This is a genomic window from uncultured Gemella sp. (assembly GCF_963537375.1).
GTDB lineage: Bacteria > Bacillota > Bacilli > Staphylococcales > Gemellaceae > Gemella.
Window position 1 is genome coordinate 1 of sequence record NZ_CAUTDQ010000040.1, and the last position, 16,379, is coordinate 16,379.

At 32.2% G+C, this 16,379-nt stretch carries 5 protein-coding genes; all 5 read right to left on the reverse strand.

Annotation, left to right across the window (positions count from 1 at the left end):
* Positions 1 to 3,240: YSIRK-type signal peptide-containing protein (locus RYK99_RS07505; protein WP_314991467.1), on the reverse strand; the 3,240-nt coding region annotated here is incomplete at its 3' end.
* A gap of 490 nt (positions 3,241 to 3,730) precedes the next feature.
* Positions 3,731 to 12,073 (reverse strand): Rib/alpha-like domain-containing protein, encoded by an 8,343-nt coding sequence (locus RYK99_RS07510; RefSeq protein WP_314991469.1) that lies wholly within the window; start codon positions 12,071 to 12,073, stop codon positions 3,731 to 3,733.
* A gap of 464 nt (positions 12,074 to 12,537) precedes the next feature.
* Positions 12,538 to 13,617: a hypothetical protein gene (locus RYK99_RS07515; RefSeq protein WP_314991471.1), complete on the reverse strand. Its 1,080-nt coding sequence runs from the start codon at positions 13,615 to 13,617 to the stop codon at positions 12,538 to 12,540.
* 14 nt (positions 13,618 to 13,631) lie between these two features.
* Positions 13,632 to 14,798: a carbamoyl phosphate synthase large subunit gene (locus RYK99_RS07520; RefSeq protein ID WP_314991473.1), complete on the reverse strand. Its 1,167-nt coding sequence runs from the start codon at positions 14,796 to 14,798 to the stop codon at positions 13,632 to 13,634.
* 121 nt (positions 14,799 to 14,919) lie between these two features.
* Positions 14,920 to 16,230 carry an isochorismatase family protein gene (locus RYK99_RS07525; protein ID WP_314991475.1) on the reverse strand — a complete coding sequence of 437 codons (1,311 nt, stop codon included), beginning with the start codon at positions 16,228 to 16,230 and terminating at the stop codon, positions 14,920 to 14,922.
* Positions 16,231 to 16,379: the final 149 nt, after the last annotated feature.

A 16,379-nucleotide genomic window follows, 5' to 3' on the forward strand; every position in this document is an offset into this window, starting at 1 on the left:
TGCTTTCGCTTTAACTGCTTCATCTAAACCAGTGCTATCTTTAAGAACTGTTACTCCAGTTGGTGTTACTTTTGGTAAAACAACAACATCTACTTTAGTTGCTACTGAAATTGTTTCAGTCCCTTTGGTATAAGTAACTGTTGCAGGAGTTGGCAATGTTTGACCTGCTTTACCTGCAGTCGTTGGGATATCTGTAATATCATTTTTAGTTGGAGTAAAGCCTTCTACTGCTGTAGGATTTACTTTTTCTTTCAACTGATCATTTGTTACTGTATCATCTTCAACTGTATACAATTTATTAGTTGGTTGATCTTCAACTGTAATTCTGTATGTAGTTGAATTTACAGCAGTTTCAGCACCCTTATCAGTTCCAGTTTCAGTATCAGTATTGGCAGTCACAACATTTCCATTGCTATCTTTCACTTCAACTTTAACTGTGTAAGTACCTACTTCTGATAATAGATGAGCTTTTGCTTGCTCTATATCAGTATATTCTGTTTGTTGTCCTGATGGTGACGTTACAGTTACTTTAGTTATAGTTGTTTCTTTTTTAGGTGATGTAGTTGCATCATCTTCTGTATCTCTAATTGTTACTGCAGCTGATGCTTGTTTCACTAAGTCCACTGTAGCACCTTTTACTGTAGTATAAGAAGTTGAAGTTGCTGTTGGAGCATCATTTAGAATTGATGCCTTATCATCACTTTCAGCAATGCTACCCTTAACCAAACCAGTAAATCCAGATTCTGTTCTAATATTCCAGAAATTTCCTTCCTTAGTGGCAGTAACTCTTGAATTATCAGATGATGTCCAAGTTTGAGTTACAGGATTGTATTCAACAACAACAGCATTTCCCTCTTGATTTTCTGTATTTAATCTTGGAACAACTGTTTTATCTCTCCTTACTTCATTAACACTTACTATTTCATCATTAGCATTATAAGTTCTAGTATAAGAATAGATGTAATAATTTTTTGTTCCATCATTCTGTACTTCTGTAAATACTTGTCGCTTAGTTAGTTTATAACCGCCGTTCGGAGTTGATTCTTTTACTTCTCTATAATTCTCATCAAGCTCCCAATGACCTGTCGTTTCATCTAAACGAGCTTTATGTACTCCATTATTATCTGTTAAGCTTAGTTCATTTCTCAACAGAGTAGCTTTAACATTTTCAGTTATCGCTTTAGCTACAATTGTGTCAGTAGAAGCAGTCTTAGTATCTTCTTCAGAAACTGGAATATTAATTTCAGAACCTACTTGTCCTAATGCAGTCCCTTGAACAGCTTTTTCATTTGTTGTACCAGACGCTACTACCCATTGTCCATCTCTAACCTCAAGCTTCGTAATTTTACCATTAGGTAATTTCACTTCCGCAGTTGAAGCTCCATCTGATATTGTTACTGGTATAGTTGTAGCATAAGCATGAACGTTTTTCACAGTAATAGTTGGTTTTACAACAACTGTAATATATTTCTGAACTTCATGTCCTGAATGAATCCATGTAGAATCTGATTTTTGTGTTGTATTATAATCCTTAGCAAACACTGATACTGTGTAAATTCCCGCTGTTGTGGCTGTCCCAGTCAATTTACCCTTATCATAAATTGATTGATCACCATTTGCATCAGTTTCTACTGGAGTTCCATCTTGAGACAAATTATAGGAGATACCTGGAATAGAAGTCTTCGTTCCATCTAATTCACCAGCTTTATTTGTAGTAGCATATCCAGCTAATCCTGAAACAGCTTGTCTGAAATTTTGATTAGGAATGGTTACAACTTTTCCACTTGCTAATTTATAATTAACTTGTCGTCTACTACCAGAAAAATTAGAACCTGCATCATCTTTATATGCGATATCAATGTTCACATTCTGTCCTACTTGTGTTTCATAAGCATCATCTGAAACTTCCAATCTCGGTGGTTTTGAATCTTGCCACGCAATCCAGCCAGATCTTAGATTTTTAAACTCCATGCTAACAATTTGATGAGTTTTCTCATTCTCAGCTTGAACAGTAAATCTTAGGTCTTGCACACCATTTTGAACATTCGAAACAACTCTACCTTGAATAGAATCGCTCTCTTTATCGTAAATCAAACCACTTGGCAGATTAGTTGGAGTTATTGATTTTATTTTCCAACCCGCTTCCTTAGCTTTATCTGTCACAGCAAAACGGTTTGATATATTTGGGATATATGCACGATCTACTCCTTGTTCATAACCCATCTTATAAATTTCTGTCGCCAAAAATTCATAAGCTCCTGAACTTCCAAAAACTGTTGCAGGATTGTTTGAGATACTATTACCATCAGGTTTTAACTTATTTCTCCATAGTTTAGCTTCTTCTTGTAATTTTTGAACCTGTTCTTTTGAAAGTGGGTAATCCATTCTACCTGGAGATGTAACTGGTTGTCCATTTACTGTTGACATTGCTACTGGGTTTTCCGTTTTACCAGTACGCTGAGAAGAATACATCTCTATTTCTAAATCTGTAGGAGCAGCTCCAGTTCCTTTTACAACTATATCTCCTGCTTGCCCACCTGCTATCGCAATAACTCCAGAATTCCTTCTCGAATCATTTTCTGGTAAAGCTACAAATGTGAATTTATCAGTTCCTGTTGTAGCTGTATCTGGCACTGTAGTAGTGTTGCTTTCATTAACAATAAACGTATCTGCTCTAAATCCACTTTCACCTTTTCCAGGAATGGCTTTTCCATTTCTTGGATCTTGGTTTTTGTTTACTTTCTCTTCTGTAGATTTATCAGCTTCTTTAGAAGTTGCTTTTTTCATACTTTCTAATACGAATGCTTTATTTTTTAGAGCTACTGTTTCTCTATCAACTTCAGCTTGTGTTGCTACTTCACTCGCTTCTAGAGTTTGTGCTGTTGCTAATTCTACTTTTGCATCTTCTATTACTGATGCTGTTTTTTCAGAAACTCCAGCTTTAGCGATTGCCTCTTGAACACGAGCTATTGCAGCACTTAAATTAGCTTTATTTGCTTTTGCTGGTGTCACTGTTGAGACTTCTTCTTTATTTGCTGTTACATTATTATTAACAGTTTCTGTATTAGTTGCAGATACCGAAGCATCATTGCTTGCTAACGCACTACCTCCACCTAAAAATGCGAATCCAGCAGCGATTAAAACCGATGCTGTACCAACGTTAAATTTCTTAATACCGTAGTAATTTATTTTCTCTTGTTCTTTCTGAATAATCATTCTCTTATTATTCTTACCAAACATCTTTTCCCCTCCTAATTTACAATATAAATATAATAAAAACAAAGTTATAATAAAAATAAAATTGGTTTTTTTAGTTTTTTTTTTTTTTTCGAATAGCATTCTATTTTTTTTATGTTATATGTTAGTCTTTTTGCATTGATATTTTTTATTGTTTTTTTTAAAAAATATAATCTAATTTTAAGCCTTAAACCAGCTTTTGTCAATACATACAGCAAAATTTTAACTTAATTTTAAGTTTTAAAAAATATTCAATATTAATAAAAATAAATTTGAGTATACTTAGGATATAAATTCTATATTTATTTACTTAAATTATGTAACGTCATTTGTTATATTATTTCAATTACTATTAATCCTCCATCCAGTTACACTGGAACTCGTGCATTTCCTTTACACTCAGATTATAAGAATATCATTAAAAATAGCGCAGTAATCATTAGACTACTACGCTACTTTTTAACTAATTCCTATGTTAGACTTTTATTTTATATTATTTTTGTTTACGTCGTTTTAACATTGTTAAAGCAAATCCCAACATTGCCAAACCATAACCCGATAGTGAATCATTTTCAAATCCGGTATTCGGAAGTTTTTCAATCTTAGTATTTTCTTTTCTGGTAGTTTCTTTAGTTGAATTATTATTTTCATTCCCTTTATTTAATTCAACATTACTATTATTAATATTACCTAGATTATTTGTCTTACTATCTTGTTTTTTATCTTGGTTATGATTTGATCCATTATTTCTATCTACTACCAATACTGGAACTTCCACTGTAACTTTACGTCCATCCGGTAATCCGATTTCTACAGTTACCGATGGTTTTGTTCCCGGAGTAGATGTTGTTGGTATCTCTCCTACTTTTGTAATTTTCCATCCTTCAGGTAAGTCTACATGACTTATTACATCTTCGTTTGTTATAGGTGTCCCAACTTCGACTACTATTTGTCTTGTTACCGGTGTTACAATAACTGGAACGTCCACTTCAACGATTTCTCCACTCGGAACTTTGATTTTAACTTTAACGCTTGGTTTCACCCCTGCTGGTATAGTCGTTGGTATTTCCCCTATTTCTACTATTTCCCATCCACCTTCTTTTGGTAGATCAATATGACTTATTACATCTTTTGGAGTGATCGGCGTTCCTTGTGGTACAACGATTGGTATTACTTTCGGTGTTACTATTACAGGGACTTCTACCGTAATTTTACGTCCATCTGGCAATTCTATTTCCACCGTTACCGATGGTTTTGTTCCTGGAGTAGATGTTGTAGGTATCTCTCCTACTTTTGTAATTTTCCATCCTTTTGGTAAATCTATATGTTTCTTAACATCTTCTACCGTAACTGGTGTTCCTACTTCAACTACTACAGGAGTTATTTTTGGAGTTACTATTACTGGTACTTTTATAGTTACACGTTTCCCATCTGGTAACTCTACTACAACTGATATACTTGGTCTTTCTCCCGGTATATCTGTAGTTGGTTTATCACCTATAGATACTATTTTTCCACCTTTTGGTATTTTGATATGTTTTTCAACATCTTCATTAGTAATAGGTTCTCCTAATTTCTTAACTATATCTTTAATAGGAGTAACATTCACCGGGATTTCTACCGTAATTACTTTTCCATCTGGAAGTTTCACTTTTACTTTAACTGTTCCTTTATCTCCAGGAGTATTAACTTTTGGAATATCCCCGATACTTATGACTTCTCCACCTTTTGGAAGTTTAATTTGTTTTTCAATATCCTCTTTTGTCAGCGGCGTATCTGTCACTGGAGTTTCTATTCCTGTTGTTGGTGTAACAGTTACTGGCACTTCTACTGTAATTACTTTTCCATTTGGTAATTCCACTGTTACTCTCACTGGTTCTTTCTTACCTGGTGTTGTTAAGTCCGGTATATTTTCTACTTTTGTTACTTTTCCACCTTCTGGTATCGTTATTCCTTTTGTATAATATTCTGGTTCTAATGGTGTTTTAGTTACCGGTATTTCTATAGGAATTACTGGTGTTACATTTACTGGTACTTCTACTGTGATTACTTTTCCATTTGGTAATTCTACAGTTACTCTTACTGGTTCTTTCTTACCTGGTGTTGTTAAGTCCGGAACATTCTCTACTTTCGTTACTTTTCCACCTTCTGGTATTGTTATTCCTTTTGTGTAATCCTCTGGTGTAAATGGTGTATTCGTTACTGGTGTTTCCACTGGTTTCACCGGCGTTACATTTACTGGTACTTCTACTGTGATTACTTTTCCATTTGGTAATTCTACAGTTACTCTTACTGGTTCTTTCTTACCTGGTGTTGTTAAGTCCGGAACATTCTCTACTTTCGTTACTTTTCCACCTTCTGGTATTGTTATTCCTTTTGTGTAATCCTCTGGTGTAAATGGTGTATTCGTTACTGGTGTTTCCACTGGTTTCACCGGCGTTACATTTACTGGCACTTCTACTGTAATTACTTTTCCATTTGGTAATTCCACTGTTACTCTTACCGGTTCTTTCTTACCTGATGTTGTTAAGTCAGGTATGTTTTCTACTTTCGTTACTTTTCCACCTTCTGGTATTGTTATTCCTTTTGTGTAATCCTCTGGTGTAAATGGTGTATTCGTTACTGGTGTTTCCACTGGTTTCACCGGCGTTACATTTACTGGCACTTCTACTGTGATTACTTTTCCATTTGGTAATTCTACAGTTACTTTTACTGGTTCTTTCTTACCTAGTGTTGTTAAGTCCGGAGTATTCTCTACTTTTGTTACTTTTCCACCTTCTGGAACTTTTACATATTTAGAAACATCATCTTTTGTGAATACTGTATTCGTTACTGGTGTTTCTATTGGTGTTGGTTTCGCTTCTACAACTTTAATAGTAGCTGGCACTTCTACTAATACTTTTCCATCTTTATCTTTAACAACTACTGTTACTGGTTTATCTCCAACCGTTGTAGAGTCAAATGGTTCTGTTTTTCCATCTGGAACTTTATATTCAAATGTTGAACCTTCAGGATAATTACTTGGAGTAATACTATCTCTTGCTTGTGGTTTTTCAGTCGGATTTACAGGTATTAATTGTTCTTTACCTTGAACTACTTTAACTTTAGATGGAACATCCACAAGTTTATCTTCTCCATTTTTAGCAACAACCACTACATCTTTTTCTCCTGGTGTTGTTGTATCTACTGGTGTTTTATATTCAAATGTTGTTCCTTCTGGATATTGTTCTGGATCAATGCTTTTAGATGCATCTGGTTGTTTTTTGTTTTTATCCACAGCGACATATTGTGTCTTAGGTTCAACAACCATCACTTTCGCTGGAACTTTAGTTATCACACTATCTCCTTTTTTAGCAACAACTACTACATCTTTTTCTCCTACTGTTGTTGTATCTACTGGTGATTCATACTCGAATGTTGTTCCTTCTGGGTATTCTCCCGGTGTAACACTATCTTTTGCATCTGGTTGTTTTTTATCTTTATCAACCACTACAAACTGTGGTGTACTTTCTACTACACGTACTGTTGCTGGCACTTCTACTAATACTTTATCCCCTTGTTTAACAACTACAGTAACATTTTTATCCCCTGAACTTGTTGTATCTACAGGTTCTTTATATTCGAATGTAGCATCTTCTGGATAATCATTCGGTTCTATACTATCCTCAGGAGACGGTTGCTTATTACTTTCATCTACTGGTACAATTTGTGGATATCCTTTAACAACTTTAATCGGTACATTTACAGTTTCATCACGTTTATTTTCACCTGTACCATAAGTTACCGTTACTGGAGCTGATAAGGTATCATCACCAACTTTACCATTTGTTTCTGGTATTTTTGTTTCATTTACTGTTTTTTCGTTTCCTTCTGTAGTGACAGCATCTTTTAGTTTTTCTACTGTAGGTTTATCACCTTCAACAACATATACAGGTGTTGCTGTAGAAACTTTTGGAGATAATTTTATCGTATAGTTTTGACTTACATTAGTTGCAGTATCTTTTTTTGCATCAAATACTGGATTACTATCAAATGGATTTTCTTTTACTGTATATCCCATTGATTTTAATACATCAAGACGTGCTTGAATTCCATTTTCTGGTATTACATCACCTGTTTTACCAGTCAGTTCAAGATTGTATTTCTCACTCAGAGGTGTTTCCTTATTATTAGCATCTACTGAAACAAATCTAACTCTAACTTTTTGATCATCTTTATCATAAACAATTTTAATATTAGCTTTTGGATCTGTAATTTTCGGTGGATGATATCCTTTATCTAAATGCTCCGGATCAATTGGTGTTAATGGATTTCCACTTCCATCTTTTGGCGTATACCCATCTTTATGAGGAATAATTTGTGTAATCTCTCCTGCCTTAGTTGGATCTTTAGGATCATTAGGGAATGGAATTGGAGCTTCTTCTAGACCTGTTGTCGGATTAATTGGTGTCCAACTTCCTATTTTTGTATAAGTAACTTTTTCCGCTTCATCAGGAATAACTTTCGTATCTTTTGTAGGCGTAACTACTTCTTTGGCTGGAATTTCTTTCTTATCAGCAATATAACCTGTTAAAGTTTTAACTTCTACTTTAGCCCATGTTTTATTTGAACTTTCCCAATCTGTGTATTCTACAGTTTTTTCTACAAGATTTACTTTTGCTTTTCTAGTAAACGTAACTACTTGTTCTGTAGAATCTTTAGCTTTTTCTTCTGTTGCTGTTTCTGACTCTTTCTTCACATATGAAATAACACGTTTAGCAGTTGTTTTTAAATCAGCTTCTGTTAAACCTCCTGGCCATTTCAATTCTGGATTACCATTTGGATAAACTGGTGTATCTTTTTCATGCGGAGAAGTTGATGGAACTTCTACAATTTTAGGTTTAACAACAATTCTAAATATTTGAGAAGGTGACGTAATTCTATCTGCCTTATCTGAATCTTCTTGATCATCGAATACTGGATAGTGATTATTAGCTAGGTGATATTCGTCACTTTCTACTTCATAACCTTTATTTTTCAACTCTTGAATTTTATTATCTATTTCTGTGCTTGCTGGTATTTCTTCACCAGATTTCCCCGTCAATTCATAACTCTTAACCTCTTCATTATCTTGACCTTCTACTTTTTTCTCAATAATTACTTTTGCTTTTTGAGTTGACGGAGTATAAGTAATTTGTGAATTTCCAAAGTTATCTATTGGATTGAAGCCTTCAGGAACTTTATATCCTTCTTCTGGATTAGCTGGGTTTTTCGGTGTTAATTCTACACCATTATATACTGGTGTATAACCTTGTACATATGGAATAGTAATCGTTCCAAAATCACCAACTTTCGTTGGGTCTGTAGGATGATTTGGATAATGAATTTTATCTGGTGCATCATTTGGCTTCTTACCATCTGGATAATTTGGCACAAATGAACCTATCTCTTTATAAAGTACTTTCTTAACTTCTGAAGTAACTACACCATTTTGATCTGGTACAGGTGCTTCTTTAGCTGGTACTATTTTATCTGCATTATCTACTAATAAATAATTGTTTACTACAGGTGAAACTACTTCATTATACTTGCCTTTTGTTCCATCTACTGTTGCATCTGTAAGTTTATCAGCACCTTCATAAACTGTCCAGTCAGAATAAGTTACTTCTTTCGTTTCAGGATTAACCGTTGCAGTACGCTTGTACGTTACTTTTTGAACTTTATCAACTTTATCTACTTCAATAGGTTGTGCATCTACTTTATCTTTATCCTCTTCTTTAAGATACTTGATTGTACGAGTGACTTCTTTTACTAAATCCTCACGCGTTACACCCGCTGGGTAAGTTCCTCTGTTGGCATCTCCTTCTTTTACCGGTGTTCCTTCTGTTTTTGGAGAAACTGGAGATGTTGAACTAGGATCCGTCGGATCAGTAGTTACCGTCGGATCTACAGTAATCAAATCTAAGACATGTACATTTACTGTCATTTCTGTAGATTTTTTACCTTCACTATCAGTTGATTGGACTTTTACCGGATAAGTACCTACTACTGTTGTATTTAAGTTTCCTGAATCACTAACAGCTACTGTCGGCTTAGTTGATTCTTTTCCATCACGATCATCTTCTAGGTCAGTTGCAGATGGAACAGATTTTTCTAAAACTTTTTCATTATTCCATTTATCTGCTTCTTTTGTTTTATAAACATAGAGTTCAGAATTTTTAACTGCCACTGTAGGAGCTTCATTTTTTACTTCTCCATATGCAGGATCTGACTCATTTCCTGCTTTGTCAAATACAGTTACTTTAATTCTCTTATCTGGATTTGTACTTTCACTAGCTTCATCTAAATTAACATTTTCAGGTAATGATAGTACTAATTTTCCATCTACCTCATTAATTTTTTCAGAACCATTATACCAACCATCAGCTTTTTTCGTTAAAGTAATCGGTTTTGCTCCATTCGGTAATGTAACTTTTAGAGATGTCACTCCTCCAATAGCATGGTTAATTCTATCTACCTTCGTAGTAGCTTCCCCATCGGTTAAGTTGTGTTTATTGTTATTTTTATCATTTTCTATTAAGTCACGTTTTTCACGATCTTCATTTGTTACACCAGTTTCTTCTTCCGGAACAGATATTAATAATTTTTTAGGTTGATTAGTATCTTTTCCTTCACCTTTTACTCCATCTGTATGAATTGCTTCTACAGTAGGGGTTGCTGGTTTTGTAGTATCAATGTAAATTGTTTTATTGTAGTAATATTCTGGATTATCACTATTTCTTAATCCATTAACAACAGGATGATACTTACCATCAGAGTTAGAGACATCTCCTGTATTCAAAGCTTGGTTATCCTGACCATCACTTAAACCATTTGGTAAGAATGTTCTAACTTTGAAAGTTGCAGTTCCTTTATAATTATCAGCAGTTGTAAATGGAATACTTAGATTTCGAATTCCATCATTGTTACCGTTATTAGAACCAATACCGATATATGGATTAGATCCAGCATTATTACCTGACGTTTGATATTTTATTCTCAATTTCCTAGTTGCAGCATCCCAAGAAATATTTTGAGGTGCTACTGGTACTCCACCAAACCAAACCCAACCTGTTGGTTTTTTAATATTATCAGGTAATTCTACTCCTTCTGGAATTTCTACTTCTGTTTCTGCATGACCATAGTGACGAACTCCACCAACACTTTTAACAGTAATATCTAATGTACCTTGTTGTTTAGCTTTATAAAGATTATCTTCACCATATTTTCCTGATACTTTGTTTGTTTTAACATTGGTAGTCAGTTCAGCTCCTGATCCAACCGCTAAGTTTACTGCACCGACAAAATAACCATCTGTTACAGTACTATTTGTATTTTTTAAATAAGAATTATTAATAGCTGTACCATCATTTAAGGCTTCAATTTCAACTCTTACACGTGTTGTTGTTTTTGGAATTTCATAAATTGCACGATATTCTGTCCAACCATCTCCATTACCACCGCTACCAGTTGGTGTTGAAACATGTTCAGTTTCCAATTTTTCACCAATACTATGGTCATCTCTTACACTTGAAATTTTTTCACCTGTTGTTGCATCATAAACGGTAATTTTAACTTGTTCACCTGTTCCAGCAGTACCTGCATTTCCGTATGCACCACCGGTAATTGCACTTAACATCACTCTTGAATTACCATTTACAGCATATTCTTTAGAAATCTTTGTTCCTTTTTTACCCAGTTCAAGATAGTAACCTTTAGGTAAACTGTGTGTACCTACCATACCTGAGTGATTTACACCATTGGCATAGTTTTGATTTGAGGCATTCACTCCAAGTGGATGATTAGGTGCTGGAGTTTCATTTTCATTAGGATGAACTTTCCCATTTAAATCATAGACTTTAGAAGGTTTAGCAGAAAATTCTGCAGGTCGATCCGCTGGAACATTTGTTGGTTCTTCTGGTTTAACAGCTGTAACTTTTTCCCCACCTTCAATTTTCCAACCATTTAAGGCATTATGATTATTCGCTTCATCTGCAGTAATTTCTTTTTCTTTCCAGTTATAAGTTACGCTTCCTAGAATTTTTGTCTCTCCACCTTGAGATGCTGTACTTCTTGACCATTGTTTATTTACTGTTTTATTTTTAGCAGTGGCATTGCTAAAATCTATATCTCCGAATTGATTTTTTGCACTCTCAAATACACCATCAGCAGGGTTATTTCCTGATCCAAGTTTATTATTATTTGTTGGTCCTTCCACTGCTGGAATAACTGGTTTAGTAGTTCCAGAAGCTTCTCTAAATCCACTTTCACCCTTTCCAGGAATAGCTTGTCCATTTCTCGAATCTTGATTTTTATTTACTTTTTCTTCTGTATCTTTGTCAATCTCTTTTAAAGCTGATTTCGGCATACTTTCCAAAACAAATGCTTTATTTTTTAACTCTATCGTTTTTCTATCAACTTCAACTTGCGTTGCTACTTCACTTACTTCCAGAGCTTGTGCACTTACTAATTCTACTCTTGCATCTTCTATTGCTGAAGCAGTTTTTTCAGATACACCAGCTTTAGCAATCGCCTCTTGAACACGTGCAATTGCCGCACTCAAGTTAGCTTTATTAGCTTTAACAGATGTCACTGCGGAACTTTCTTTATTAGATTTTTCTAAATTGTTATTCACTGTTTCTGTGGTAATATTTACAGCAGCATCATTACTTGCTAATACACTTCCTCCACCTAAAAAAGCAAATCCAGCTGCTATTAATACTGAAGCGGCTCCTACTTTGAATTTTTTTATTCCGTAATAATTAATCTTCTCATGTTCTTTTTGACTAATCATTCTTAGGTTATTTTTACTGAACATACCCTTACTCCTAAATTAATATTAAAAAATTATAGAAACATCTACCTTTAAATACAAATATTTTTATTATTTTATTTTTGAAATCTAATTGGCATTATTTATATTTTTTTGGTTCATGTTACAACTTTATTTTATGGTACACTATTTGAAAAGTCAATACAAATGTTAAAATTTTAAGTTTATTTAAGTTATCTATATTAGATAGTTACATATAATTAATTATATTTTTCTTAATTTTTATATTATAAGCATTTACATAAAATAACCATTTTTTATTCTTTTTTTCTAATTTATAGTATTTTTTAAGATTTACATAATTATTTATTCATACTATATATTTGTAATTAATTTACTATATTTTAGTTTTAAAAATATAAAAAGCTAGTATCTTTATAATCGATAACCATTATCGATTATCCTGAAAAAATAAAACAATAGCCATTTTTTAGCTATTGTCTTTATCTTTATTTTAATATTTTATTTTCTAAATAATCACAGTATTTCATCTCAATATTCTGGACATATAAATTCGGAGCTTTATTTTTTAATTTTCTAGCTTCTTCAATTAGATCCATAGCTTTTTCATCATCTAATTTTATTCCCCATTCATATGTCGCGAGTATATTTTTTGTCTGTGGATTTTTTTGTTTAAGTCGAACTTTCAAACTTTTATCATTCATTAGTTCTTCCAATAATTCATCTTCAGGATTAACCAAGCTTATTAATTTCACTAACAATGCCATAAGTTCAACTTTATAAACTGGTAACAAATCCTCTCTTTCAATATATAGTTTTCTTGATTCATTATATAAAGCATCAAACTCAAAGAAATATTCTAGCCCATCTAATTTAATAAACTCTAATGAATCAGTTAAATAATTGGTATTAATTATTTCTAATGAATTTATTTTCTCAACTATTTCTGGTTTTTCTATTAATAAATTCTTACCAATACTTTGATAATATACGTACTCTAATTGTAAGTATAAAACAAATCTAGTAGTTTCGTCTTTACTAGCGTGGTAGAACGTCATACCATCGTTGAATCCCATTGGAATAAGGTTCAGAAAAGCTAATGTAAATCCTATTAAAGCAAATAATAATGTATAATAACTTGGTAGGATTAGCCAAGAAACAATAGAAAATACAATATTAAATATTACACCACCTAGAAGATATAATTTATACTTAAACTTTCCTTCAACATACTCAGGCGCTCTCATCAAACATTGACCACCAGTACCTGCTAGTCTTTCATATCTAATTTTTAGTTTTCCATTTTTATCTTTTATAATTTTGAAATCAAATACTCTAAAACTAATAAATTTATATCCTGATAGCAATCCAAAAACTAAATGCCCCGCTTCATGAACTATAACTTGTAAAATAAAAGCTATTACTCCTGCAATAAATAAAAATATGATATTTGGAGTATCCACTTTCTCAAGTGAGCCTCCCGCAATTTTACCAACTGCATATCCTATAATTGCACCAATGATTGTAATTCCTAATATTTGTAAAAGTCCCTTAATAAATTTATTCATCACGAACAATTCTCCTATTCATATTTTTCATGAATATAATTCATCATTTCGCTAATATTTTCAATATTTTCGTCTACTAAGATATACATCCATTCTCCCATAGCTGTTGCAAAAACCGCTGGTACTCTATCTATTAAACGAATTTCTTTTGAATATTTATTATAAATATCTTCATTAGAATATTTATAAGTATATTTATCACGTCTTGATAAAGCAATACCATTATAATTATTTTGGACTTTCTTCGGTTCATTTCCTACGACAACATCCGCATACATTTCAAACAGATCACACTCATATGTATGATTATATAAATCTATTGTATACCCTCCAGCTATACGATTATTATATTCTAAAGCGATATAATCGTTATTTGGCAATTTGAAGAATTCAATATGGAAAAATCTCTCTTTCATACCAAACTCCTTAACAATTTTTCTCCCATAATCTCTTAATTTAGGATCTATTTCTTTTGAAATTATGTTTCCATAATCAAGGCTATCGTTCAATAAATCTAATGTAGGTTTTGTGTAATAAAAACTAGTTTCAAAAACAACTTTTCCTTTAGAGTCAATTAGTCCATCATACGTACAAAGAATCCCATTGTCTACATAACTTTCAATAAAGTATACAACTTCTTGAGTCCATTGTTTTTTAAAGTTTTCTACATCTTTTTTTGATAAAAGTTTATAAGTATTATTTGCTCCCACTCCATTATCTGGTTTAGCTATTACTGGTAATTTTATCTCTTTAATTGCTTTTTCAAGTTCTTTAATATTCTTTACAGCACGCCCCTTAGCTACTGGAACATTGGCTTTAATAAATCTTTCTTTCATTTTAGATTTATATTTTGTAAAATCTAGTTTTTTCGGTTTCACACCAGTTATATTAAACTGTTCTCTAATTATTGAATCTAAAAATAACCAATGCTCATTATTAGACTCCACTCTATCTATAACTCCGTGTTTATAGATTAAAAACGCTACTCCTCTTAAAACTTCTTCATAATTTTCTAAATCATTTACTCTGTAATATTCAGTTAAAGCATCTTTTAAAGCACTAGAAAGATTATCATAACTCTCACTTCCTATTCCTAATACTTTAACTCCTTTTTCTACTAACTTTCTTGCGAAATTTTCCTGTGAAGTTGGAAAATTTGGTGATACTAATAAATAATTCATAACAATCCCTTCCTTCCTGATTTTATCTACTAGTTTAACATAAAATCTACATATTTTCTATTAAAAACATAAAAAATAAGAATTATTTTCATAATCTTTAGAAAATAATTCGTATTTGATTTTATTCTTTTACATTTACTGTTAAATTTTGTAGATATGTCTTAAATGTTGAGTTAACCTCTTCACTTAATCCTTTTGTAGCATTCAAGTCTACAATGATTTCTACTTTCTCATTATATGTTTGTGTCATAATAATATTACTTAATACACAGATATTAGAAACTAAACCACAAAATTCCACTTCTTTATAGTCACTACGCGAAATATAATGTGCTAAATCTATACTACCAAAAGATGTTTTATTAAATACTCTTTTCGCATAACTTTCATAATTAGCAACATCTCCATATAAATTATGACCTTCACTATCAATAATACAATGCTCGATTGGTAGATGTTTACCTTCACGAGTTGAAAGATAGTTTGTATAATGTGTATCTTTAGTAAATATTACATCTTGCCCAGCTTTTAAATATTCATCAATTTTATTAGCAATGACTTTATCTAATTGATCAGCAGTTTCAAACCCCAATGCACCATCAACAAAATCTTTTTGATAGTCGACAACTACAAGTAGCTTTTCAGATGTATCATGTTTTAAAGTTACTCTTAGATATAGTAAAAATGCTACAAATGCTAAAAATCCTAAGCAATAAAATATAATATCGGATTTAAATTTAGGATGCGCTCTTTCATCTAATACTACAAATTTCATTAATACTGCAGCCTCTACTATTAAAAGTACTACTAGATATTTAATTCGTTTTTTAAAGAATACTGCAAAATCTTTTGCCCCTAATTTTTTAAATATTAAATAAATAAACAATGCAGTTATACCGATAATGAATAACATTGTTCCATATTTATGTAATAATTTAAATGCATGTGGAGCACTTGGTCCTAATACATATCCTAAAGTAATAAACACTACTACCCAGAAAATCCCTCCTATTGTTGAATATAGATGGAATTTTTTGGAATCAATTCGTGAAATACCTGAGAAATACCCAAGTATATGTCTAACTCCTGGTAAAAAGTATGCAATTACTATTACTATGTTACCAAATTTATTGAAAAATTCAGCAGCTTTAGTCATCCTATATGGTGTTAGTCCAATATACGAACCATATTTATCGACTGCTTTAGTTCCTAATCTTCTCCCAACTTCATAAGAAAATTGCATCCCTATTACAGTTCCTAACGCACTTGCAATAATCATCCCTATATAACTACCATGATTATTATATGCCATTATTCCAGCTACAACCATCATAGTTTCACCTGGTAAAGGCAAAGCTGCAAATTCTAAGATAAGTGACACAAATAATATTAAATATACATGCTCAGCTAATAGTTTAAATAACATATCCATATATAAACTATTCTCCTTTTTATTTATTTTCTAATAAATTATATCATATTTTACTTTTAGTTAAAAGCTAAAAAGATAAATTCTATATGATATAATGTAGTGTTACAATTGATGTGAGACAAAATATAAAAAAAGAAGAGTAAATCCTG

Coding starts and splice junctions, on each gene's coding strand:
- RYK99_RS07510 (WP_314991469.1), bottom strand. CDS start 12,073: ATGTTCAGTAAAAATAACCTAAGAATGATTAGTCAAAAAGAACATGAG.
- RYK99_RS07515 (WP_314991471.1), bottom strand. CDS start 13,617: ATGAATAAATTTATTAAGGGACTTTTACAAATATTAGGAATTACAATC.
- RYK99_RS07520 (WP_314991473.1), bottom strand. CDS start 14,798: ATGAATTATTTATTAGTATCACCAAATTTTCCAACTTCACAGGAAAAT.
- RYK99_RS07525 (WP_314991475.1), bottom strand. CDS start 16,230: ATGGATATGTTATTTAAACTATTAGCTGAGCATGTATATTTAATATTA.